At 71.3% G+C, this 20,898-nt stretch carries 21 protein-coding genes, 1 tRNA gene and 1 other RNA gene; 18 read left to right on the top strand and 5 right to left on the bottom strand.

Annotated features, from left to right (window positions below):
* The first annotated feature begins 73 nt into the window (after positions 1–73).
* On the top strand, positions 74–1,612 hold the full coding sequence (locus ACGFIB_RS31220) for a dolichyl-phosphate-mannose--protein mannosyltransferase (protein ID WP_393376674.1): 1,539 nt from the start codon (positions 74–76) through the stop codon (positions 1,610–1,612).
* Between the two features lie 7 nt (positions 1,613–1,619).
* On the opposite strand, the gene ACGFIB_RS31215 is transcribed toward ACGFIB_RS31220, so the two are convergent.
* Positions 1,620–2,477, bottom strand: a complete 858-nt coding sequence (locus ACGFIB_RS31215; RefSeq protein ID WP_393376673.1) for an MBL fold metallo-hydrolase — start codon at positions 2,475–2,477, stop codon at positions 1,620–1,622.
* 10 nt (positions 2,478–2,487) lie between these two features.
* Complete coding sequence (locus ACGFIB_RS31210; protein WP_393376671.1) at positions 2,488–3,336, bottom strand: LysR family transcriptional regulator; 849 nt, start codon at positions 3,334–3,336, stop codon at positions 2,488–2,490.
* 105 nt (positions 3,337–3,441) lie between these two features.
* Here ACGFIB_RS31210 and ACGFIB_RS31205 point away from each other — a divergent pair, with 105 nt between their 5' ends.
* Positions 3,442–4,167 (top strand): SDR family oxidoreductase, encoded by a 726-nt coding sequence (locus ACGFIB_RS31205; RefSeq protein ID WP_393376669.1) that lies wholly within the window; start codon positions 3,442–3,444, stop codon positions 4,165–4,167.
* A gap of 98 nt (positions 4,168–4,265) precedes the next feature.
* Here the strand turns inward: ACGFIB_RS31205 and ACGFIB_RS31200 are convergent.
* Positions 4,266–4,351, bottom strand: a tRNA-Ser gene (locus tag ACGFIB_RS31200).
* A gap of 85 nt (positions 4,352–4,436) precedes the next feature.
* On the opposite strand from ACGFIB_RS31200, the gene ffs reads away from it, so the two are divergent.
* The 7 genes from ffs to ACGFIB_RS31165 all read left to right on the top strand — a co-directional run bounded on the left by ffs (position 4,437) and on the right by ACGFIB_RS31165 (position 10,850).
* An RNA gene (gene ffs, locus ACGFIB_RS31195) (signal recognition particle sRNA small type) lies at positions 4,437–4,532 on the top strand.
* Positions 4,533–4,574: 42 nt separating this feature from the next.
* Complete coding sequence (locus tag ACGFIB_RS31190) at positions 4,575–6,761, top strand: DNA polymerase III subunit gamma and tau (RefSeq protein WP_393376667.1); 2,187 nt, start codon at positions 4,575–4,577, stop codon at positions 6,759–6,761.
* Between the two features lie 175 nt (positions 6,762–6,936).
* The gene (locus ACGFIB_RS31185; RefSeq protein ID WP_191053132.1) at positions 6,937–7,287 is read left to right on the top strand and encodes a YbaB/EbfC family nucleoid-associated protein; all 351 of its coding nucleotides are present in this window, start codon (positions 6,937–6,939) and stop codon (positions 7,285–7,287) included.
* Positions 7,288–7,290: 3 nt separating this feature from the next.
* A complete protein-coding gene (recR, locus tag ACGFIB_RS31180) occupies positions 7,291–7,890 on the top strand; it encodes a recombination mediator RecR (RefSeq protein WP_142573477.1) in 600 nt (199 codons plus the stop codon).
* Positions 7,883–8,413, top strand: a complete 531-nt coding sequence (locus ACGFIB_RS31175) for a DUF5063 domain-containing protein (protein WP_142573480.1) — start codon at positions 7,883–7,885, stop codon at positions 8,411–8,413. Before recR ends, ACGFIB_RS31175 begins: the two co-directional genes overlap by 8 nt.
* A gap of 98 nt (positions 8,414–8,511) precedes the next feature.
* Complete coding sequence (locus tag ACGFIB_RS31170) at positions 8,512–9,786, top strand: aspartate kinase (protein ID WP_142573482.1); 1,275 nt, start codon at positions 8,512–8,514, stop codon at positions 9,784–9,786.
* Positions 9,783–10,850 carry an aspartate-semialdehyde dehydrogenase gene (locus tag ACGFIB_RS31165; protein ID WP_142573484.1) on the top strand — a complete coding sequence of 356 codons (1,068 nt, stop codon included), beginning with the start codon at positions 9,783–9,785 and terminating at the stop codon, positions 10,848–10,850. The genes ACGFIB_RS31170 and ACGFIB_RS31165 overlap by 4 nt, the downstream gene beginning before the upstream one ends.
* A gap of 16 nt (positions 10,851–10,866) precedes the next feature.
* Here ACGFIB_RS31165 and ACGFIB_RS31160 read toward each other — a convergent pair whose 3' ends face one another.
* Positions 10,867–11,523 (bottom strand): hypothetical protein, encoded by a 657-nt coding sequence (locus ACGFIB_RS31160; RefSeq protein ID WP_393376666.1) that lies wholly within the window; start codon positions 11,521–11,523, stop codon positions 10,867–10,869.
* A 153-nt stretch (positions 11,524–11,676) separates the two neighbouring features.
* Between ACGFIB_RS31160 and ACGFIB_RS31155 the strand changes: the two genes are divergently transcribed.
* From ACGFIB_RS31155 to ACGFIB_RS31115, 9 genes are all read left to right on the top strand, one after another.
* A complete protein-coding gene (locus ACGFIB_RS31155) occupies positions 11,677–12,324 on the top strand; it encodes a TetR/AcrR family transcriptional regulator (RefSeq protein WP_229689485.1) in 648 nt (215 codons plus the stop codon).
* Positions 12,325–12,384: 60 nt separating this feature from the next.
* Entirely contained in the window at positions 12,385–13,341 is a 957-nt protein-coding gene (locus tag ACGFIB_RS31150; protein ID WP_357238511.1) for an LLM class F420-dependent oxidoreductase, read from the top strand.
* 89 nt (positions 13,342–13,430) lie between these two features.
* A complete protein-coding gene (locus ACGFIB_RS31145) occupies positions 13,431–13,766 on the top strand; it encodes a YkvA family protein (protein WP_142573491.1) in 336 nt (111 codons plus the stop codon).
* 87 nt (positions 13,767–13,853) lie between these two features.
* Positions 13,854–14,591 carry a DUF1684 domain-containing protein gene (locus tag ACGFIB_RS31140; RefSeq protein WP_393376664.1) on the top strand — a complete coding sequence of 246 codons (738 nt, stop codon included), beginning with the start codon at positions 13,854–13,856 and terminating at the stop codon, positions 14,589–14,591.
* 71 nt (positions 14,592–14,662) lie between these two features.
* Positions 14,663–16,225, top strand: coding sequence for an ABC transporter substrate-binding protein (locus ACGFIB_RS31135; RefSeq protein WP_393376663.1), 1,563 nt, complete (start codon positions 14,663–14,665; stop codon positions 16,223–16,225).
* Between the two features lie 22 nt (positions 16,226–16,247).
* The gene (locus ACGFIB_RS31130) at positions 16,248–17,225 is read left to right on the top strand and encodes an ABC transporter permease (RefSeq protein WP_142573497.1); all 978 of its coding nucleotides are present in this window, start codon (positions 16,248–16,250) and stop codon (positions 17,223–17,225) included.
* Positions 17,222–18,067 (top strand): ABC transporter permease, encoded by an 846-nt coding sequence (locus ACGFIB_RS31125; protein WP_393376662.1) that lies wholly within the window; start codon positions 17,222–17,224, stop codon positions 18,065–18,067. Before ACGFIB_RS31130 ends, ACGFIB_RS31125 begins: the two co-directional genes overlap by 4 nt.
* Positions 18,064–18,912, top strand: a complete 849-nt coding sequence (locus ACGFIB_RS31120; protein WP_393376660.1) for an ABC transporter ATP-binding protein — start codon at positions 18,064–18,066, stop codon at positions 18,910–18,912. The genes ACGFIB_RS31125 and ACGFIB_RS31120 overlap by 4 nt, the downstream gene beginning before the upstream one ends.
* Positions 18,909–19,682: an ABC transporter ATP-binding protein gene (locus ACGFIB_RS31115; RefSeq protein ID WP_357238522.1), complete on the top strand. Its 774-nt coding sequence runs from the start codon at positions 18,909–18,911 to the stop codon at positions 19,680–19,682. The genes ACGFIB_RS31120 and ACGFIB_RS31115 overlap by 4 nt, the downstream gene beginning before the upstream one ends.
* Here the strand turns inward: ACGFIB_RS31115 and ACGFIB_RS31110 are convergent, their stop codons facing one another.
* Positions 19,683–20,879: an amidohydrolase family protein gene (locus tag ACGFIB_RS31110; protein WP_142573504.1), complete on the bottom strand. Its 1,197-nt coding sequence runs from the start codon at positions 20,877–20,879 to the stop codon at positions 19,683–19,685.
* Positions 20,880–20,898 lie beyond the last annotated feature (19 nt).

Below are 20,898 nucleotides of genomic sequence, written 5' to 3'. Positions count from 1 at the left end.
ATCATGCCTGGTGCGCGCCATGCCGGATCCGTCTTGCCCTGATCTTCGCGTTTTGCCGGGTTAGGATCGCCGCGTGCCTCTGACCGCCTTACCCCGGCTGGTGCCGCCGATGCCGGGCGGGCGGGGGTGGCTCGGCCCGCTGGTCGTGGCCGCTCTCGGGGGGTTCCTCCGGTTCTACCGTCTCGACGTCCCGCACGCGCTCGTCTTCGACGAGGTCTACTACGCCAAGGACGCCTACTCGCTGATCAGGTTCGGCGTCGAGCGGCAGTTCGCCGACGGCGCCGACCAGGTGTTCACACGCGGCGGCACGGACGTGTTCAAGGCGTGCGGGACGCTCCAGGAGTGCGGCGCCTACGTCGCCCATCCCCCGCTCGGCAAATGGCTGATCGGCGCGGGAGAGTGGCTCTTCGGCACCACGCCCTTCGGGTGGCGGTGCGCCGCCGCGCTCGCGGGCACGCTCAGCGTGCTGGTCCTGGCGCGGACCGCCCGCCGGATGACCCGCTCGACCCTCCTCGGCTGCCTCGCGGGACTGCTGCTGGCCCTGGACGGCCTGCACCTCGTGCTGTCGCGCTCCGCGCTGCTCGACGTCTTCCTCGCGTTCTGGGTGCTCGCGGGCTTCGCCTGCCTGGCCGCCGACCGCGACGCGGCCCGCACCCGCCTGACGGAGTGGTATCGCACCTCCGCCCTGCACGGGCCCGCTCCCCGGCTCGGCCTGCGGCCCTGGCGGCTGGCGGCCGGGCTGTGCCTGGGCGCGGCCACGGCGACCAAGTGGACCGGCGTGCTGTTCGTGGTGGCGTTCGCGATCATGACGCTCATCTGGGACTGCGGGGCCAGGCGCGCCATCGGCCTGCGCCGGCCGTACCGGCAGGCGGCCCGTCTCGACTGGCCGCTGGGCCTCGCCTGGCTCGGCGCCGTACCGGCCGTGGTGTACGTCGCGTCGTTCGCCGGATGGTTCGCCTCGGCCGGCGGGTGGGGCCGCAACTGGGACCGCGCGACCTCGAACGGCTGGGCCTACTTCGTCTTCGACTCGCTTCGCTCGCTGGTGGACTACCAGCGCCAGGTGTTCGGCTTCCACCAGGGGCTGAGCACGCACCACGGCTCCCAGTCGGACCCGTGGACCTGGCCGCTGCTGCTGCGGCCGGTCGCGTTCTTCTACCGGTCGTCCCGCGGCACGTGCGGCGCGCCCGCCTGCTCGCAGGAGATCCTCGGGACCGGCACCCCGGTCATCTGGTACGGCGGGCTGCTCGCGCTGCTCGCGACGGTGGTCTGGTACGCGAGGACCCGCGACTGGCGGGCGGGCGCCGTCCTGCTCGCCTACGCGGCGGCATGGCTGCCGTGGTTCTACTTCGCGCTGGCCGACGACCGCACGATGTATCTGTTCTACGCACTCCCGGCGGTGCCGTTCATGGTCCTCGCGATCGTGCTGGCGTGCGGGCTCGTCCTCGGGCCGCCGGGCACGCCGGCCGCGCGGCGCTCCACGGGGGCGGCGGTGGTGGGCGCGTTCACGCTGCTCGCGCTGGTGAACTTCTGGTGGCTGGCGCCCGTGCTCACCGCCGTGCCGGTGCCGTACGACGCCTGGCTGAGCCGCATGCTGCTGCGCAGCTGGATCTGACGCGATCTTAGATATAGACGATGAAGTCGGGATAGACGTGGACGCCGGGCCGGCCTCCGATCTCCGCCATCGCGGCGCGGATCTGCCGCAGGTGCTCGACCGTCATCTGGAGCGGCGGCTCGTCCGGCTGATAGGTGGTGCGGATCGGGTAGTCCTCGCCCGGCACGCCGGTCATCTCGATGTGGCAACCGAGAACGTGGGTGACGGGCCGGGCCTCGGCGAACGTCACCAAGCGGTCGATGGTCTGCTCGAACGCCGGCCGGTCCGCGACGTACAGCCGCCCCGGGTACACGGTGTCGCCGGTCAGGAGCAGGCCGGTGGGCGGGTCGTAGAACGTCACCGCCGAGCTGTGATGCCCGGGGCTCGCCAGCACGTCGAGAACGCGGCCGCCCAGGTCGACGCTCCCGGGAACGTCGAGATCGTCGCCGAGCCCGAAGAACTCGCGCACGTGCTCCACGGCGGGGTCGACGACGACCGTGTCCGGGCGGCCGCGGAACTGGCCGTCCCCCGCGATGTGGTCGCCGTGGCCGTGCGTGTGGGCGACGAGGAGCCCGTAGCCGTCGCGGGGGTGGTCGGCCAGCCAACCGTCCACGATCTCGTCCACCGTCCGGCGCAGCGGGAAGTGGGCGGGTGACGCCGTCGCGCCGGTGTCGAGCAGCAGGGCCCGGGTGTTCCCGAACATCAGGAACATGAACGGCGCCTCGTAGTTGATCGCCTTGTTCTGGCGCAGGACGAACGTGTGCTCGTCATATCGGTGCACCTGGATGTCCGGGTCGGTGTTGTGCTTGGCCGACTCCGAGCCGTGGATCCACCGGACGTCGAGGTTCCCCGCCTTCACGATCGCCGGGAAGTCGATCTGTTTCATGCGCCCCAACCTAGAGGCGGGTCGCGGCCCGGACCAGCCCGGCGACTGCCTGCGACCGGCTGTGCGGCGGCCAAGCGATCACCGTCGTCACCGCCGGAGCGTCCAGCACCGGCACGGCGGCGAGGTCGCGGCGCAGCTGAGCCCGGGACGACTCCGGCAGGACAGCCGAGGCCCGGCCGAGCGCGATCAGCTGCAGAAGCTGCGCGTGGTCCCGGACCTCCGGACCGGGGCCGTCCGGGTAGGTGCCGTCGACGCGGGGCCAGCGCGGCATAGGCAGGCCGGACAGCGCGGTGACGTCGGCCATCCGCAGGTGGGCACGGCCGGCGAGGGGGTGCGCCGCGGGCAGCACCACGACCTGCCCCTCCGTGCACAACTCCTCGAAGTCGAACCCGACCGTCGAGTCGAACGGCCGGTGCAGCAGACCCACGTCGGCCCGGCCGTCGCGCAGCAGCCGCTCCTGCTCGCCGATCCCGCACAGGAGCACGTCGACGGCGGCCGCGCCCGGCTCGGCGGCGTACGCGTCGAGCAGCTTCGGCAGCAGCTCGCCGGAGGCCCCGGCCTTCGTGACGAGGACCAGGCCGGGCCGGCCGGTCGCGGCGAGGGCGGCGCGGCGGGTGCGGCGCTCGGCGGCCTCGACCGCGTCGAGGGCCGCCCTGCCCTCGCGCAGCAGCACCGACCCGGCCTCGGTCAGCGTGACGCTGCGACTCGTGCGGTCCAGCAGGGTCACCCCGAGCCGCCGTTCGAGCTGCCCGATCGCCCGCGACAGCGGCGGCTGAGCCATCCCGAGCCGCTGCGCGGCCCGCCCGAAGTGCAGTTCCTCGGCGACGGCGACGAAATACCGCAGCTCACGCGTCTCCATGTCGCCACGGTATCGCCGGAAGCGGGCGATCGATATCCGGGAGGTATCGATGCCCACCCAAACGGTGTTGGAGGTTCCGCAGTGGGCGCGGACAGGATGAGACCCATGAGCGAAGGAATGATCGCGCTGGTCACCGGCGCGAACAAGGGGATCGGGTATGAGATCGCGGCCGGCCTGGGCGCCCTCGGCTGGAGCGTCGGCGTCGGCGTCCGGGACGAAGGGCGCCGGGAGGGCGCGGTGGAGAAGCTGCGCGCGGCGGGCGTCGACGCGTTCGGCGTGCCGCTCGACGTGACGGACGACGCGAGCGTGGCCGCCGCCGCCGGGCTGATCGAGGAGCGTGCGGGCCGCCTCGACGTGCTCGTGAACAACGCCGGGATAACCGGCGGCATGCCGCAGACGCCCACCACGGTGGACCCCGCCACGATGCGGGCGGCCGTGGAGACCAACGTGATCGGCGTCATCCGCGTCACCAACGCGATGCTGCCGTTGCTGCGCCGCTCGGCGTCGCCGCGGATCGTGAACATGTCCAGCACCGTGGGCTCTCTCACCCGCCAGACCACTCCCGGCGCCGAAACGGGCCCGATCTCCGCCGCGTACGCGCCGTCGAAGACGTTCCTCAACGCCGTCACCGTGCAGTACGCCAAGGAGCTGAGCGACACGAACATTCTGATCAACGCCGGCTGCCCCGGCTTCTGCGCGACCGACCTCAACGGCTTCCGCGGGGTCCGTACGCCCGAACAGGGCGCGGCGATCGCGATCCGGCTCGCGACCCTGCCCGACGACGGCCCGACCGGTGGATTCTTCGACGACGCCGGGCCGGTGCCCTGGTGAGACACTCGCCGGCCACGACCGGCCGGTGACCCCAGAACGCGCGAAAGGCCCGGTTGGATGGACCGGGCCTTTCGCGTTTCTTGCTGCTCAACCAAGCGCGGAGGATAGGAGATTCGAACTCCTGAGGGGTTGCCCCCAACACGCTTTCCAAGCGTGCGCCCTAGGCCAACTAGGCGAATCCTCCGTCGGACAGCTTAGCCCACTTTCCGGTGTGGTTCGACTGTTGTCTCGACGGCCCGCGCACACCCGTCGAGTGGCTAGACTGTGCAGCGGACCCCTCGCGCGGCGTCATCCTGTGAACCTCCCCAGGGCCGGAAGGCAGCAAGGATAAGCGGGCTCTGGCGGGTGTGCGAGGGGTCTCTCAGTTAGCGGGTACGCCGGCCGGGTCGACCCTCCGAGGAGGCGGCATGAGTCTTGCGCTGTACCGCAAGTACAGGCCCGGGACGTTCGCCGAGGTCAAGGGGCAGGAGCACGTCACCGATCCACTGCGCCAGGCGTTGCGCAGCGGCCGCATCAACCACGCCTATCTCTTCAGCGGCCCGCGTGGCTGCGGCAAGACCTCCAGCGCCCGCATCCTCGCCCGGTCCCTCAACTGCGCGAAGGGCCCGACGCCCGACCCCTGCGGAGAGTGCGAGTCCTGTGTCGCGCTGGCCCCCACCGGGCCGGGGCACCTCGACGTCATCGAGATCGACGCGGCGTCGCACGGCGGCGTGGACGACGCCCGCGATCTGCGTGAGCGGGCCTTCTTCGCCCCCGTCTCGGCGCGCTACAAGATCTACATCATCGACGAGGCCCACATGGTCACCCGTGAGGGCTTCAACGCGCTGCTGAAGCTGGTGGAGGAGCCGCCGCCGCACCTCAAGTTCATCTTCGCCACCACCGAGCCGGAGAAGGTCATCGGGACGATCAAGTCCCGCACCCACCACTACCCCTTCCGGCTGATGCCGCCCGCGACCCTGCGCCGGCTCATGGAGGAGATCCTCGGCTCCGAGTCCGTGCCGTACGAGCCGGCGGCGTTACCGCTCGTCGTACGGGCGGGCGCCGGATCGGCCCGGGACACGCTGTCGATCCTCGACCAGCTTCTGGCGGGAGCCGACGAGTCCGGCATCACCTACCAGCGGGCGGTGTCCCTGCTCGGCTACACCGACGGCGACCTGCTGGACGAGGTGGTCGACGCGTTCGCCAAGCGGGACGGCGCGGCCGTGTTCCAGGCCGTGCACCGGGTGATCGAGGGCGGTCACGACCCGCGGCGCTTCGCGACGGACCTGCTCGAACGCTTCCGCGACCTGGTGATCCTGTCCAACGTTCCCGAGGCCGCGGGCAGCGGCCTGCTCGACCGGCCGGCCGACGAACTGGAGCGTCTGCAGGCGCAGGCGGCGTCGATGGGGCCGGCCGAGCTGACCCGGGCGGCCGAGGTCTTCAACGCGGGGCTGACCGAGATGCGTGGCGCGACCTCTCCTCGCCTGCTGCTGGAGCTGATGTGCGCTCGCGTGCTGCTGCCCGGGGCCGATCAGGGCGAGGCCGGGCTGCTGACCCGGCTCGAACGGCTGGAGCGCGGCATCGCGGCCGGGACCCACGCCGCCGCGCCGCACGCCCCCGCCGTTCCCCAGCCCGCTCCCGCCGTTCCGGCTGCGGCTGTGACTCCCGCTGCGGCTCCGGTGGCGGCTCCGGTGGCGGCTCCGCAGGTTCAGGTCGCTCCGGCGGCCGAGCGGAGCGCCGACGACTGGCCCACCCCCGTACGGCCCGGCTCCGGGGCGTCGCCTCCGTCGCCTCCGTCGCCTCCGCAGGCGCAGCAGGCCCAGGCTCCCGCCGCCGGCGGGGGACCGGTGCAGCAGGCCTGGCCGCGGGTGCTCGAAGCGATCAAGGGCCGCCAGCGGGTGGCCTGGATGATCCTCAACGCCCAGGGCAGGCTGCTCGGCGTCGAGGGCAACGTCGTGACCGTCGGCTTCGAGAAGCCGGGCGACGTGCAGGGCTTCCTCAAGGGCAAGCGCGACGAGGTGGTGGCCGCAGCGCTCGGCGACGTGCTCGGCGGCACCTGGCGCGTCGATGTCGTCGTCGGCGGCTCGGGTCCAGGCCCGGCGGGCCCCACCACCCGTGGGCCGTCCGGTCCGCCGACACCCACACCGGCGCCTACGCCGGCACCGCCTCCCGCGCCCACGGCTCCACCGGCCGAGCCCGCCACGCCGGCTCCTGCGGCCATGCCGCCCACGGGGGCCACGCCCGTGCCGGCCGCGCCCCCGTCGTCGGGCACGTCGTCGGGCACGTCGTCGGGCACGTCGTCCGGCGGGACGACCGACGAGTCGTGGCCCGACGCCCCGTCCGACGAGGACGACGCCCCGTCACCGCGATCCGCGCCGAGCCCCGGCCTGGCCGCGGCGCGGTCGGCGGCGAGATCGGCGGCGCGGGCCGCCGCCCAGACGAACTCCCGGCAGGCGTGGCCGGAGACGGTGCCCGGCCGTAAGGGCGGGGCCTCCCGCCCGGACGACGACGTGGACCCGCTCAACGACGACGAGGACGTCAGCGAGCTGTCCGGCATGGCGCTGATCCAGCGTGAGCTGGGCGGCCGCGTCATCGAGGAGATCGATCACTCCTAGTGCCTTCCCCGCCCGAGGGACTGCCGCCGCATGGACGGAGACTGGTGGGGTAACCGGTGTCCGTCCGCCCGCGACCGGCGCGGAACACGCATGCCGCTCCGGTGCGGAAACCGGGGCGGACGCCGTAGGCTCGTCGCGACGAACATGTCGCTGGACGCTGAGGAGCGCAACCATCGTGAATCCAGGGGATGTCAACCTCCAGCAGTTGCTGGAGCAGGCTCAGCTGATGCAGCAGCAGCTCGTCTCCGCGCAGCAGGAGCTCAGCGACGCCGAGGTCGAGGGCAGCGCAGGAGGCGGCATGGTCGTCGCCACCGTGAACGGCAGCGGCGAGCTTCTCGAGCTCGAGATCAGCCCGCTGGCCATCGACGCGAGCGACCCGGAGGAGACCGCGCAGACGATCGCGGACCTCGTGCTCGCCGCCGTGCGGGACGCCGTACGCGCCGCAGGGGAGCTCCAGCAGGAGAAACTGGGCCCGCTCGCGCAGGGACTCGGGGGCGGCCTCGGCGGCCAGCTGCCGGGGTTCTAGAGCATGTACGAAGGGGTCGTCCAGAACCTGATCGACGAGCTCGGGCTGCTGCCCGGCGTCGGTCCCAAGAGCGCGCAGCGGATCGCGTTCCACCTCCTCGCGGCCGACCCGGCCGACGTCAAGCGGCTCGCGCACGCGCTGCTCGAAGTGAAGGAGAAGGTGCGCTTCTGCCGCGTCTGCGGAAACGTGGCCGAAGAGGACCAGTGCCGGATCTGCCGGGACCAGCGGCGTGATCCGCACGTCATCTGCGTGGTCGAGGAGTCGAAGGACGTGGTGGCGATCGAGCGGACCCGTGAGTTCCGCGGTCGCTACCACGTGCTCGGCGGGGCGATCAGCCCGATCGACGGCATCGGCCCGGACGACCTGAAGATCCGCGAGCTGATGACCAGGCTGGCCGACGGCCAGGTGACCGAGCTGATCCTCGCGACCGACCCGAACCTCGAGGGCGAGGCGACGGCCACCTACCTGGCCAGGCTCGTCAAGCCCCTGGAATTGAAAGTGACCCGACTGGCCAGCGGTCTGCCTGTGGGCGGTGATCTCGAGTACGCCGACGAGGTCACTTTGGGCCGCGCTTTCGAAGGACGGAGGCTGCTGGATGTCTGACGAGTGGAACGACCTGGCCGCACGTGTCGCCGGACACGCGCAGAACTTCATCGACGGCCTCACCCGCCTGGCCGGCGGTGAGGGCGGCGACGCGACGCTGCCGCTGCTCCTGGTGGAGGTGGCCCAGGTCAGCCTCGCGGGCACCCAGCTCGGGGCCGCGCAGGACGTGATCCTGCAGGGCAACGTCGAGCCCGCGCTGAGCGAGGACCCCGACATCGACCCCCTCCGTACGGCTCTCGCCGCCCGCCTCGGCCCGGTGGACGACTACGCCGAGGTGTTCGACCCCTACAAGGACACCGTGGTCACCCCCTACCGGCTGTCGGACGACCTCACGGCGGTGGCGGCCGACCTCATCCACGGGCTGCGCCACTACCAGGCGGGCCGTCCGCTGGAGGCGCTGTGGTGGTGGCAGTACTCCTACTTCAACACGTGGGGCAACCACGCGGGCGCGGCGCTGCGGGCGCTGCAGGCGCTGGTCGCGCACACCCGGCTCGACGTGGTCGAAGAGGGCACCGCGGTCTGATCGGACGGCGGGGCGTCCATATGCTGGTCGGTGCCGGTCTCGGTTTAGGACGTCCAAGTACACTGTGAGCTCCACGTCCTGATTCGTTGGAGATTCCAGTGGCGCTCGTTGTGCAGAAGTACGGTGGTTCCTCCGTAGCCGACGCGTCCTGCATCAAGCGGGTCGCCCAGCGGATCGTCGCGACGAAAAAAGCGGGCAACGACGTCGTGGTGGTGGTCTCCGCGATGGGCGACACCACCGACGAGCTGCTCGACCTGGCCCAGCAGGTGTCGCCGCTGCCGCCCGGCCGCGAGCTCGACATGCTGCTGACCTCGGGTGAGCGGATCTCGATGGCGCTGCTCGCGATGGCGATCGCCAACCTCGGTCACGAGGCGCGCAGCTTCACCGGCTCGCAGGCCGGCGTCATCACCGACTCGACGCACGGCAAGGCGCGCATCATCGACGTGACGCCCGGCCGCATCCAGGAGGCCGTCGTCTCCGGCCAGATCGCGATCGTGGCCGGGTTCCAGGGCGTCTCGCAGGACAGCAAGGACATCACGACGCTGGGCCGGGGTGGTTCGGACACCACGGCCGTCGCGCTCGCGGCGGCGCTGGGCGCGGACGTCTGCGAGATCTACACCGACGTGGACGGCATCTACACCGCCGATCCCCGGATCGTCCGCAACGCGCAGCAGATCCCGCGGATCTCCTACGAGGAGGCCATGGAGATGGCGGCGTGCGGGGCGAAGATCCTGCACCTGCGCTGCGTGGAGTACGCCCGCAGGTTCAACCTGCCCATCCACGTCAGAAGCTCGTTCAGCACGAAGGAAGGCACCTGGGTCGTCTCCGACCCCTACAGCGAAGGAACCGAAGTGGAGCAGCCCATCATCTCCGGGGTCGCGCACGACCGGAGCGAGGCCAAGATCACTGTGGTCGGGGTGCCCGACAAGGTCGGCGAGGCCGCCGCCATCTTCCGCACGCTGGCGGACGCGGAGATCAACATCGACATGATCGTGCAGAACGTGTCGGCCGCGGCGACCGGGCGCACCGACATCTCCTTCACGCTCCCGGCCAACGACAGCCAGACGGCCCTCACGGCGCTGAAGAAGATCCAGAACCAGGTCGCCTTCGAGTCCCTGCTGTACGACGACCAGATCGGCAAGGTCTCCCTGATCGGCGCGGGCATGCGCTCGCACCCGGGTGTCACCGCCAAGTTCTTCGGCGCGCTGGCCGACGCCGGGGTGAACATCGAGATGATCTCGACCTCGGAGATCCGCATCTCCGTCGTCGTGGGGCAGAACGAGGTGGACACCGCGGTCGCCGCCGCCCACCGCGCGTTCGACCTCGACGCCGACCAGGTCGAGGCCGTCGTTTACGGAGGTACCGGACGATGAGCCGCAAGCCCACCCTCGCCGTCGTCGGCGCGACCGGTGCCGTCGGCACCGTCATGCTCGACATCCTGACCACCCGCACCGACCTTTCCGACGCGTACGGCGAGATCCGGCTGATCGCCTCGCCGCGCTCGGCGGGCAAGGTGCTGAGCGTGCGCGGGGAGGACGTCGTCGTCCAGGCGCTGTCGCCGGAGGCGTTCGACGGCGTCGACATCGCGATGTTCGACGTGCCGGACGAGGTCTCCGCCGAGTGGGCGCCGATCGCCGCCTCGCGCGGCGCGGTGGCCGTGGACAATTCCGGCGCCTTCCGGATGGACCCGGACGTGCCGCTCGTGGTGCCCGAGTGCAACCCGGAGCAGGCCCGCAACCGGCCCAAGGGGATCATCTCGAACCCCAACTGCACCACGCTGTCGATGATGGCCGCGATGGGCGCCCTGCACCGCGAGTGGGGCCTGCGCGAGCTGATCGTCGCCTCCTACCAGGCGGTTTCCGGCGCCGGGGTGGCCGGCCCCGAGCGGCTGTACGCCGAGATCGAGGCCGTCGCCGGCGACCGGACGATGGGCACCGTGGCGGGTGACGTGCGCAAGGCGGTGCCGGACCTGGCCGACTCGCCGTTCCCGGCTCCGCTGGTGCTCAACGTGGTGCCGATGGCGGGCTCGCTCAAGGACGGCGGCTGGACGTCGGAGGAGCTGAAGGTCCGCAACGAGTCGCGCAAGATCCTCGGCATCCCCGACCTGAAGGTCTCGGCGACCTGCGTCCGCGTCCCGGTGGTGACCACCCACTCGCTGGCCGTCCACGCGACGTTCGAGCGGGAGGTCACGGTCGAGGGCGCCCGGGCGGTCCTGGACGCCGCGCCGACCGTGGTGGTGCTCGACGACCCCGCGAACGGCGTGTTCCCCACGCCGGCGGACGTCGTGGGCACCGACCCGACCTACGTCGGCCGGATCCGTCAGGCGCTCGACTTCCCGAACACGCTCGACCTGTTCGTGTGCGGCGACAACCTGCGCAAGGGCGCCGCGCTCAACACCGCCGAGATCGCCGCGCTGGTGGCCACCGAGTTCGCGTAGGGGTTTCGTGTAGGGGTCACCTGAACAGCACGTCCCAGTGGGTGGGCTCGTCCGCCCACACGTCGGCCCTTACGTCGGCCCTCACGTCGGACGGCGCGGCGTGGTACAGCGCCGCGCCGTCCCCGCGTATGCGCCAGTAGCGGTAGGACCGGGTGACGTACGCGTCGAGGCACCGGTTGTGCGCGAGGTCCACCTTGTAGCCCTCGCCATGGCTGTAGCGGCCGTCGGCGTGCCCGGTCTCGGTGCCGCCGGTGACCGTCACCGGGCAGCCGCTGCCCCGCCGCAGGTCGATGGTGCGCATCAGCGTGCCGTACCGGATGGCCTCCAGCGACGTGCAGTAGGGACGGCGGCGGTCGGCGCAGTCTCCGGTTGACTTCCAGCGCACCCCGGCGTCCAGCAGCAGTCCGGCCGCCCGCGCGTGGCCGATCCGCTCGCCCGCCGCCGTGGTGTCCCAGGTCTTCACCGTGGCGGTGAACGTGCCGGCCAGCAGCGGCGGCAGGGAGACCTCCCCCCTCACCTCGGCGCCCCTCACCTCGGCGCCGGGATCCGCCGCGGGCGGCGGGGACGGCGAGGACGGCGGCGGGGCGGGGTCCCTGACATGCTGCATGGGCAGGGAGATCAGTACGGCGGTGCCGATGCCGGCCAGCCCCCGGCATGACGGGCGGACGTCCACGTGCCTCGTTTCCTCACTCGACGACGGGGGCTGAGGTCTTCAATGCCACACGCGGGGGCCGGTCGCCCGCTGCCACGAGGCGGTTTGCCACGACCCGTGGATCATCTTGTCGGTTCATGACCGGACGCGGGCCCGAGCCGTACAGTGACGATCGTGGCCGAGAGTACACGGGAGCAGATCGTCGAGACGGCCCTCCGGTTGTTCAGGGATCGGGGGTACGAGGCGACCACGATGCGTGCCATCGCCGCGGAGGCGGGCGTGTCGGTGGGCAACGCCTACTACTACTTCAGGTCCAAAGAGCAGCTGATCCAGGCGTACTACGACCGGGCGCAGGAGACGCACGAGGCGGCCTGCCATGAGGTGTTCGCCGCCGAGCGGTCGTTCGCCGGGCGTCTGGGAGGTGTGCTGCGGGAATGGGTGCGGATCTCCGAGCCCTACCACGAGTTCGCGGTGAAGTTCTTCAAGCATGCGGCGGAGCCCAGCAACCCCCTGAGCCCGTTCAGCGCCGAGTCGGCGCCCGCCCGCGAGTCGGCCATCGCGCTCTATCGGGAGGTGGTCGAGGGATCTGCCGGGCGCATGGACGAGGAGCTGCGCGAGGAGCTTCCCGAGCTGCTCTGGCTGCTGTGGATGGGTGTCGTGTTGTTCTGGGTCCACGACAGCTCCCCCGGCTGCGCGCGCACCTACCGGCTGATCGACCGGGTCGTCCCGCTCGTCGACCGGCTGGTCGGCCTGTCGCACCTGCCCGGCATCAAGGGTGTGGCCAGGGAGGTCATCGAGGTGGTCCACGAACTTCGGGCGTGACCGCGACTCCATACCGGCCGGTTGGTATGGTCGGGGTCCGAGACCTTGGAAGGGGTGGCCGTGGACCGCTGGGGCATGACGATTCCGTTCTTCGGGCAGACGCCGGTCGAGTCGAAGGAGCTCGTCACCGAGTTGCCCGCGCTGGGCTACACCGACGCCTGGTCGGCCGAGGTGGGCGGCACCGACGGGTTCGTCCCGCTGGCGCTGGCGGCCGAGTGGGCGCCGTCCCTGCGCCTGGGCACCGCGATCGTCCCCGTCTACACCCGCGGCCCGGCCCTGCTGGCCATGTCGGCGGCCACGCTGGCCGACCTCGCCCCCGGCAGGTTCGTGCTGGGCATCGGCGCGTCGTCCCCGGTGATCGTGGGCAACTGGAACGCCGGCGAGTTCGACAAGCCGTACGCGCGGGTCCGCGACACCCTGCGGTTCCTGCGCGCGGCGCTGGCCGGGGAGAAGGTCACCGAGAGCTACGAGACCTTCGCCGTAAAGGGCTTCCGGCTGGAGAAGGCCCCCGCGACACCGCCGAAGATCGTGCTCGCCGCGCTGCGGCCCGGGATGCTCCGCCTGGCCGCCCGCGAGGCAGACGGCGCCATCACCAACTGGCTGTCGCCCGGGGACGTGCGGAAGGTGCGGGCCGAGCTGGGACCGCAGACCGAGCTGACCGCGCGCCTGTTCGTCGTGATGACCGAGGACGCGGCGAAGGCGCGTGAGATCGGCCGCAGGCTGCTGGCCGCCTACCTCACCGTGCCGGTGTACGCGGCGTTCCACGAGTGGCTGGGCCGGGGTGAGCCGCTGCGGCCCATGCAGGAGGCGTGGGCGGCCGGAGACCGCAAGGGCGCGCTGAAGGCGATCCCCGACGAGGTGGTGGACGATCTCGTCGTGCACGGCGACGCGCAGACCTGCCGGGCCCGGGTGCGGGAGTACGTGGCCGCCGGGCTGGACACGCCCGTGCTCGCCCCGCTGCCGGGTGGTGATCTGCCGCTCGCCGACACAGTACGCGCGCTCGCGCCCGGCGCCTGACGGAACCGGCCGGGCACCGCCGTACGTTAACCAGCCGTACGTTAACCAAAGGGCAAAGCGGGCAGAGGCGTTCCCCTGGAGGTGTCCTCATGGTGAAGGCAGGACGTGCGGCGGCCACCTGGCGCGCCTACCGCGAGGTCTCCAAGGCCGGCTCGCCGGGATTGCGGGCCCGGCTGCGGGCGGTGCCCCGGATGCTCCGCGCCGCGGTCAAGGGCGACTACCCCGGCCTGACCAAGGGGAAGATCGCCATGCTCGGCATGGCCGTGGCCTACATCGTGTCGCCCATCGACGTGGTCCCCGACTTCCTCCTCGGCATCGGCGTGGTCGACGACTTCGGCGTGTTCCTGTGGCTGGCGACCGCGCTGCTCGGCGAGAGCGGCCAGTTCGTCGAGTGGGAGAGGAACCCGCGCGCCACGGTGAAGTGATCAATTGGTCATAATCCTACCGAATATGTAGGGTAATGCTCAAACATCACCAATGGTGCTGATCTTCCCGAAATGAGCGTTACCTCCATGTCTTCACGCGCCTCCGCAGCCACGATCGAAGCCGCCCGCGCCGGGTGGGACGCGTGGCGGGCTGAGCGGGTGGCCTCCGTACGGGCCCCGCAGGGCAACCTGGCTCTGGTGGAGACCCTGTGGCCGGCTCCGGGCGAGGAGGTGTCCCTGGAGGAGGCCCTCGCCGGCCGGCCGCCCGGCAGCACAGGAACACGCGTAACGGCGACGCGGATCGAGCGGGCCCACATCACGACCGGCGAGCCCGAGCACGGCATCCGGCTGTGGGACGCGGACGCGCCCGCCATCCGCCACTTCGAGACCATCGACGCCTTCCCGTTCGCCCCCGAGTGGGTGATCGAGGCCGTCTTCACGCCGGTGTCCGACGAGCGGCTGCTGCCCTTCGAGCACCTCCGGGACGCCGGCGGCACCCGTGACCGCGCCGTCCCGGGCGACATCACCTTCACGCTCGACGGCACGCCGTACAACCTGGCCGCCTTCGACGACGAGGGAACGCTGCTCCTGGTCGTGGGCGACCACACCAACGGTTCGGCGACGTACGGCGGCGGGCGGTTCCTGACGGTGGAGCCCGAGCCCGGTGGCCGCGTCGTCCTGGACTTCAACCGCGCCTTCGCGCCGCCGTGCGCCTTCTCGCCCTTCTACAACTGTCCGCTGCCGCCGCCGCGGAACCGGCTGGACGTGCCCGTCGAGGCGGGGGAGAAGCTTCCCGTCTTCCGCGACGGCTTCCTGCCGCACTGACAGCTTGACGGCCCCCCGCCTCACCTGAAGCACCAACCAGGTGGCCGCATGGCCGCCCATCAGGAGAAACAGTGAACAGCAAGACGACGTCGCTGATCGGCGCCGCACTCGTGCTCGCGCTCGCCCTCGCCGGGTGCGGATCGGGCTCCTCCGGCTCGGCAGGGTCCTCCGGTTCGGCAGGGTCCGGCTCGAACGGCGCCGGGGCGACGGCGGCGTACGACCCGGACGCGACGGTCGAGGTCGGGTCGCTCTACGAGCCGCAGAACCTCGACAACACGGCCGGGGGCGGACAGGGTGTGACGGAGGCGTTCAACGGCAACGTCTACGAGGGACTGTTCCGGCTCACCGACGACGGCAAGGTCGAGAGCCTGCTGGCCGAGGACCACATGGTGAGCAAGGACGGCCTCACGTACACCTTCACGCTGAGGAGCGGCGTGAAGTTCCACTCGGGCAAGCCGCTCACCTCGGCCGACGTCAAGTACAGCATCGAGAAGGTCATCGCTCCCGACTCCCAGTCGGCCCGCAAGAGCAGCCTCGAAGTGATCAAGAGCATCGAGACGCCGGACGATTCCACGGTCACGGTGAAGCTCTCCGGCAAGTCGATCTCGCTCGTCTACAACCTCAGCTACGTGTGGATCGTCAACTCCCAGGCCAAGAACCTGACGACCACCGAGGACGGCACCGGTCCCTACACGCTGGGAACGTGGAAGCGCGGCTCCGCGCTCACCCTTGAGCGCTTCCCCGGCTACTGGGGCACCCCGGCGACCAACAAGCAGGTCGTGTTCCACTACTTCACCGACGCGACCGCGCTGAACAACGCGCTGCTGACCAAGGCGGTCGACGTCGTGACCAGCGAGCAGAGCCCCGACGCGCTGGCGAACTTCACGGACAACGGGGACTACAAGGTCAACAACGGCCAGTCGACGACCAAGCTGCTGCTGGCGTTCAACGACCGCAAGGCGCCGTTCGACAAGGTGCTCGTCCGCAAGGCGATCACCTCGGCCATCGACAACAAGAAGCTGCTCAACTCGATCTGGGGCGAATACGGCACGCTGATCGGCTCGATGGTGCCGCCCACCGACCCCTGGTACGAGGACCTCACCTCGGTCAACCCGTACGACCCGAACCTGGCCAAGAAGGAGCTCGCCGAGGCGGGCTACGGGAGCGGCTTCTCCTTCACGCTCGACACCCCGAACTACGACCCGCACCCCACCGTCGCGACGTTCCTGAAGTCGGAGCTGGCGAAGGTCGGGATCACCGTGAACATCAACGTCATCACCGCGGACGAGTGGTACACCAAGGTGTACAAGAACCACGACTTCGCGGCGACGCTGCAGGAGCACGTCAACGACCGCGACGTGGTCTGGTACGGCAACCCCGACTTCTACTGGGGCTACGACAACCCGCAGGTCGCCAAGTGGGTCGAGCAGGCCGAGCAGTCCGACACGGCCGACGGGCAGACGGAGCTGCTCAAGAAGGTCAACCAGCAGATCGCGGCCGACGCGGCCAGCGACTGGCTCTACCTCTACCCGCAGATCGTCGTGGCGTCCTCGTCGCTGTCGGGCTACCCCGTGAACGGCCTGAACTCCCAGTTCTACGCGTACGGCATCAAGAAGAGCGGCGGCCGGGGCTGACGCCCTCGCCGGTGACGTCCTCATGACCGCCTACCTGCTGCGCCGGACGGCGTTCCTCGTCGTCTCGCTGTTCCTGGCCGCCGTGGTGCTGTTCCTGCTGCTGCGCCTGATTCCCGGCGACCCCGCCAACGCGCTGCTGTCGGTCGGGGCCAGCCCGGATCAGGTCGCCGCCGCCCGGCACCTGATCGGGACGGACCGGCCGCTGCCCGAGCAGTTCGTCTCGTGGCTCGGCGAGATGTCGAGGCTGGACCTCGGCTCCTCGTTCGTCAGCACGCTTCCCGTGGGCCCCGAGATCGCCGCCCGCCTCGTGGTGACGGTTCCGCTGACCCTGCTCGCGTTCCTCCTGGCCGTCGTGATCGCCGTACCGGTCGGTTTCCTGGCGGCCTACCGGGCGGGCACCTGGTACGGCTCGGTGCTCAGCGCGCTGTCGCAACTCGGCATCGCGGTGCCCGTCTTCTGGGTCGGCATGCTGCTGATCACGGTGTTCTCGCTCCACCTCGGCGTGCTGCCGGCCGGAGGGTTCCCGCAGGACGACTGGGCGGACCCGGGTGACGCGCTCACCTCGCTGACGCTGCCCGTCGTCACGGTCGCCCTGGTCATGTCGGCCTCGCTGATCCGCTACGTGCGGTCGGCCACCCTCGACGTGCTGGGCAGCGACTACCTGCGTACGGCGCGGGCGCTCGGCTCGTCGTTCATCGGGGCGATGTGGCGGCACGGCCTGCGCAACGCGGTGGTCCCGGTCGTCTCGATCCTGGGCATCGAGCTCGCCACCACCTTCCTCGGCGCGGTCGTGGTGGAGAGCGTGTTCGCGCTGCCGGGGCTCGGCGGCATGCTCGTGAAGGGCTTCGCCCAGCACGACTACCCGGTCATCCAGGGGATCCTGGTGGTGAGCACGTTCACGGTGCTGCTCATCGGTTTCGCGGCCGACCTCGTCCAGCGGCTCATCGATCCGCGGCTGCGCCGCTCCCTCGGCGGGAACCTCTCCGGGGACGGCGCATGACACTCCCTGCGTCAACCTCAGGCCGCCGCGTCCCCCGGTCGGCGACGCTGGTCGCCGGCTGCGTCCTCGCCGGTCTCGTCCTCGCCGTGGCCGTCGTGTCGTTCTTCTGGCTGCCGTTTCCGCCGGACGACACCTCGGGCGACCGGCTGATGCCACCGGGCCTGCCCCACCTGCTCGGGACCGACAAGCTCGGCAGGGACCTGCTCACCCAGCTCATGATCGGTGCGAGGGTCGCCCTGGAGGCGGGAGCGGGGTCGGTGCTGATCGGCGGGCTCGTGGGCCTCGCGGGCGGCCTCGCCGCCGGCTTCGCCACCCGCTGGCTCGACGACACGATCTCGGCCCTCCTCGACATCCTCATCGCGTTCCCGACCGTGCTCCTGGCCATGCTGGTGACCGCCGCGCGGGAGGCGTCGCTCGGCTCGGCGGTCATCGCGATCGGGCTGGCGATGTCGGCGATCGTGGCCCGGCTGACCCGGGTGCTGGTCAAGCGCGTCCTGGCGCAGGACTTCATCACGGCCTCGCGCACGTCGGGGACGTCCTGGCCCCGGGTCGTCGTCGAACACGTGCTGCCGAACATCTGGCCGACGCTGTCGGTCAACATCGCGCTGCAGTTCGGCCTCGCCGTCCTGGCGGAGGCGAGCCTGTCCTATCTCGGCCTGGGCGCGCCGCCCCCGAACGCCTCCTGGGGGCGGATGCTCCAGGAGGCCCAGGCGAGCGTGTTCATCGCCCCGGCAGGGGTGATCGCCCCCGGCGTCCTGCTCGTCGTCCTCGTCGTCGGCGTCAACCTCATCGCCGACGGCGTGCGCGACGTGGCCGACCCGACCAGGAGGAGGACGAGGTGACCCTTCTCACCGTGGCGGGACTTCACGTGCGCAGCCCCGAGGGCCGCGACCTCGTCTCGGACGTGTCGTTCACGCTCGACGCGGGCGAGAGGCTGGGCCTGATCGGTGAGTCGGGGTCGGGCAAGTCCATGACCGCTCTGGCGATCATGGGTCTCACGCCTCCCGGGATGACCGTCTCGGGCAGTGTCGTGTTCGACGTGCCCAGCCTCGACCGCCGCCTCGACCGCATCGAGGTCGTGGGGGCGGGAGAGCGGCGGCTCACCTCGCTGCGCGGCCGGGCGACGAGCACGGTCTTCCAGGAGCCGCTCACCGCCCTCGACCCGCTCATGCGGGTGGGCCGCCAGGTGGCCGAGCCGCTCCGGCGTAGGAGGGGGCTGCGCGGACGGGCCCTGCGTGCGGCGGTGACGGCCGCGCTTGAGGAGGTGCGGCTGGCCGATCCCGAGCGGATCGCCCGGGCCTACCCCCACGAGATCTCCGGCGGCCAGCGTCAGCGGGTGGCGATCGCCATGGCCATCGCCTGCGACCCCGCTCTGCTCATCGCGGACGAGCCCACGACCGCCCTGGACGTCACCGTGCAGGCCGACGTCCTGGCGCTGCTCGACGGCCTGGTGGAGGAACGGGGGATGGCACTGCTGTTCATCAGCCACGACCTGGCGGTCGTCTCGCGCATCGCCGAGCGCGTCATCGTCCTCAAGGACGGCGCGGCGGTGGAGTCCGGGAGCGCCGGCGAGGTCGTCAACGCGCCGCGCCACCCGTACACGAGGGACCTGGTGGGCAGCGCGCGGCGGCTCGACGGCGCTCTCGACGGTGCTCTCGACGGCGCCGTCGACTGGAGGACGCCATGACCCGGCCCATCCTGGAGGTGCGGGGCGCGCACTTCGCCTACGGCCGCTCGGCCCCCGTGCTCACGGACGTCTCGGTCGCCGTCACGCCCGGACGCAGCCTCGCGCTGGTGGGAGAGTCGGGTGCGGGCAAGACCACGCTGCTGCGCCTGCTGCTCGGGCTGGCCAGGCCGACGAGCGGACAGGTCCTCTACGAGGGGAAGGAGCTCGCGCCGCGTGACCGGTCCCTGATGCGGGAGTTCCGGCGCGGCGTGCAGACGGTGTTCCAGGACCCGTACTCGTCGCTCGACCCCCGGCAGCGGGTGGGCAGGATCGTGTCGGAGCCGCTCCGTTCGCTGGGCCTCAGGGAGAACATGACCGCTCGCGTCGCGGCGGCCCTGGACGCGGTCGGACTTCCCGAGGACGCCGCGAGCCGCTACCCGCAGGAGTTCTCGGGCGGGCAGCGGCAGCGCATCGCCATCGCGCGGGCGATCGTGTGCGAGCCCCGCGTGCTGCTCGCGGACGAGCCGGTCAGCGCGCTCGACGTCTCCACCCGCGTACGCGTCGTCGACCTGCTGCGGGAGCTTCGGGAGACCCGTGCGCTGACGGTCGTGATGGTGTCGCACGATCTGGCCGTGGTGGCCGCCCTCTGCCAGGAGGTGGCCGTGCTGGAGCGGGGCCGGATCGTCGAGCGGGGGGACACCGCCCAGGTGCTCGGCGCTCCTCGCCACGCCTACACGCGACGACTGATCGACAGCGTCCCCCGGCTGCCCCCGCCCGCGTCCGCGTCCTAGCTAGAGCTGCTCCTGCCGCAGCCAGGCCCGCGAGGGCAGCGGGTGGCCGAACAGGCGGGCGGCGTTGCCGTAGGAGACCCTGGCGATGTCGGCGGGAGGCAGGCTGCCGAGGTTGCGGGCCACCGCGCGCTGGGTGTCGGGCCAGGTCGACTCCGCGCGCGGGTAGCCGGCCTCAAGCAGCACGTGCTCCATGCCCACCGCGAGCCGCACCGAGCTCAGCGCGCTGTCGTCGAGCGTGCCGAAGAAGAAGTTGCGCCGGAGCACCTCGCTGGGCTTGAGGCCGCCCTCCCAGCTCGGCTCGCCGGCCACAGGGTGGTCGAGCGCGTAGTCGGCCCGCTCGGCCAGCATCGGCAGCCACCCCACGCCGCCCTCCACGATGAGGATGCGCAGCTTGGGGAAGCGCAGCGCCACCCCCGACCACAGCCAGTCGGCGCAGGCGAACATCGCACTCGCCGGGATCAGCGTGGTGATCGCCTCGACCGGGGTGTCGGGGGAGGGCACCGGCGCCCAGGAGGACGCGCCGGTGTGCAGGCACACGACCGTCCCAGTCTCCTCGCAGGCGGCGAAGAACGGGTCCCAGTGGCGGCTGTGGATGGACGGCAGCCGCAGCCGGGTGGGGAACTCGGGGAACACGACGGCCTTGAAACCGCGTGAGGCGTTGGCCCTGACCTCCTTCGCCGCGATCTCGGGATCGGGGAGCCAGGGGAGCTGGAGCGCGATCATGCGCTCGGGGTAGGTGCCGGCCCACACGTCGACGTGCCAGTCGTTCCAGGCCTGCACGAGCGCGAGCCCGAGATCCTGGTCGCGGGTGCGGCCGAACGCCACCCCCGCCTGGTTCGCCAGCATGCCGGGGAAGCACAGGGCCGCCCAGATCCCGGCGCGGTCCATGTCGCCGATCCGGGCCTCGATGTCGTAGCAGCCCGGCCGCATGTCCTCGAACCGCACGGGGTCGAGCGTCCACTGCTCCTTGGGCAGGCCCGCGCCCACGTCCAGCCCCGCGCAGGGATAGGTGGCGCCGCTGTATCGCCACACCTGATGGCCCGAGTCGGTCTCCACGACCTTGGGGGCGAGGTCTTTGTACTTCTCCGGCAGGCGGTCCTCGAAGAGGTCGGCCGGCTCGATCAGATGATCATCGACCGAGATGATCACGTAGTCCCGCCGCCTCGGCTCTGGGTCGGGATGCAGCGGCGTAGTCACGGTAGTAAACGGTAGGGCC

This window comes from Microbispora bryophytorum (assembly GCF_043197435.1).
GTDB classification, from domain to species: Bacteria; Actinomycetota; Actinomycetes; order Streptosporangiales; family Streptosporangiaceae; genus Microbispora; species Microbispora bryophytorum.
This window is presented reverse-complemented; position numbering and strand designations above follow the sequence as displayed.

What these genes read in the sequence shown, in the direction of transcription:
- ACGFIB_RS31215 (WP_393376673.1), bottom strand. Translation starts at nt 2,477, where the DNA reads ATGAAACAGATCGACTTCCCGGCGATCGTGAAGGCGGGGAACCTCGAC.
- ACGFIB_RS31125 (WP_393376662.1), top strand. Translation starts at nt 17,222, where the DNA reads ATGACACTCCCTGCGTCAACCTCAGGCCGCCGCGTCCCCCGGTCGGCG.
- ACGFIB_RS31190 (WP_393376667.1), top strand. Translation starts at nt 4,575, where the DNA reads ATGAGTCTTGCGCTGTACCGCAAGTACAGGCCCGGGACGTTCGCCGAG.
- recR (WP_142573477.1), top strand. Translation starts at nt 7,291, where the DNA reads ATGTACGAAGGGGTCGTCCAGAACCTGATCGACGAGCTCGGGCTGCTG.
- ACGFIB_RS31205 (WP_393376669.1), top strand. Translation starts at nt 3,442, where the DNA reads ATGAGCGAAGGAATGATCGCGCTGGTCACCGGCGCGAACAAGGGGATC.
- ACGFIB_RS31165 (WP_142573484.1), top strand. Translation starts at nt 9,783, where the DNA reads ATGAGCCGCAAGCCCACCCTCGCCGTCGTCGGCGCGACCGGTGCCGTC.
- ACGFIB_RS31145 (WP_142573491.1), top strand. Translation starts at nt 13,431, where the DNA reads ATGGTGAAGGCAGGACGTGCGGCGGCCACCTGGCGCGCCTACCGCGAG.
- ACGFIB_RS31130 (WP_142573497.1), top strand. Translation starts at nt 16,248, where the DNA reads ATGACCGCCTACCTGCTGCGCCGGACGGCGTTCCTCGTCGTCTCGCTG.
- ACGFIB_RS31140 (WP_393376664.1), top strand. Translation starts at nt 13,854, where the DNA reads ATGTCTTCACGCGCCTCCGCAGCCACGATCGAAGCCGCCCGCGCCGGG.
- ACGFIB_RS31210 (WP_393376671.1), bottom strand. Translation starts at nt 3,336, where the DNA reads ATGGAGACGCGTGAGCTGCGGTATTTCGTCGCCGTCGCCGAGGAACTG.
- ACGFIB_RS31115 (WP_357238522.1), top strand. Translation starts at nt 18,909, where the DNA reads ATGACCCGGCCCATCCTGGAGGTGCGGGGCGCGCACTTCGCCTACGGC.
- ACGFIB_RS31175 (WP_142573480.1), top strand. Translation starts at nt 7,883, where the DNA reads ATGTCTGACGAGTGGAACGACCTGGCCGCACGTGTCGCCGGACACGCG.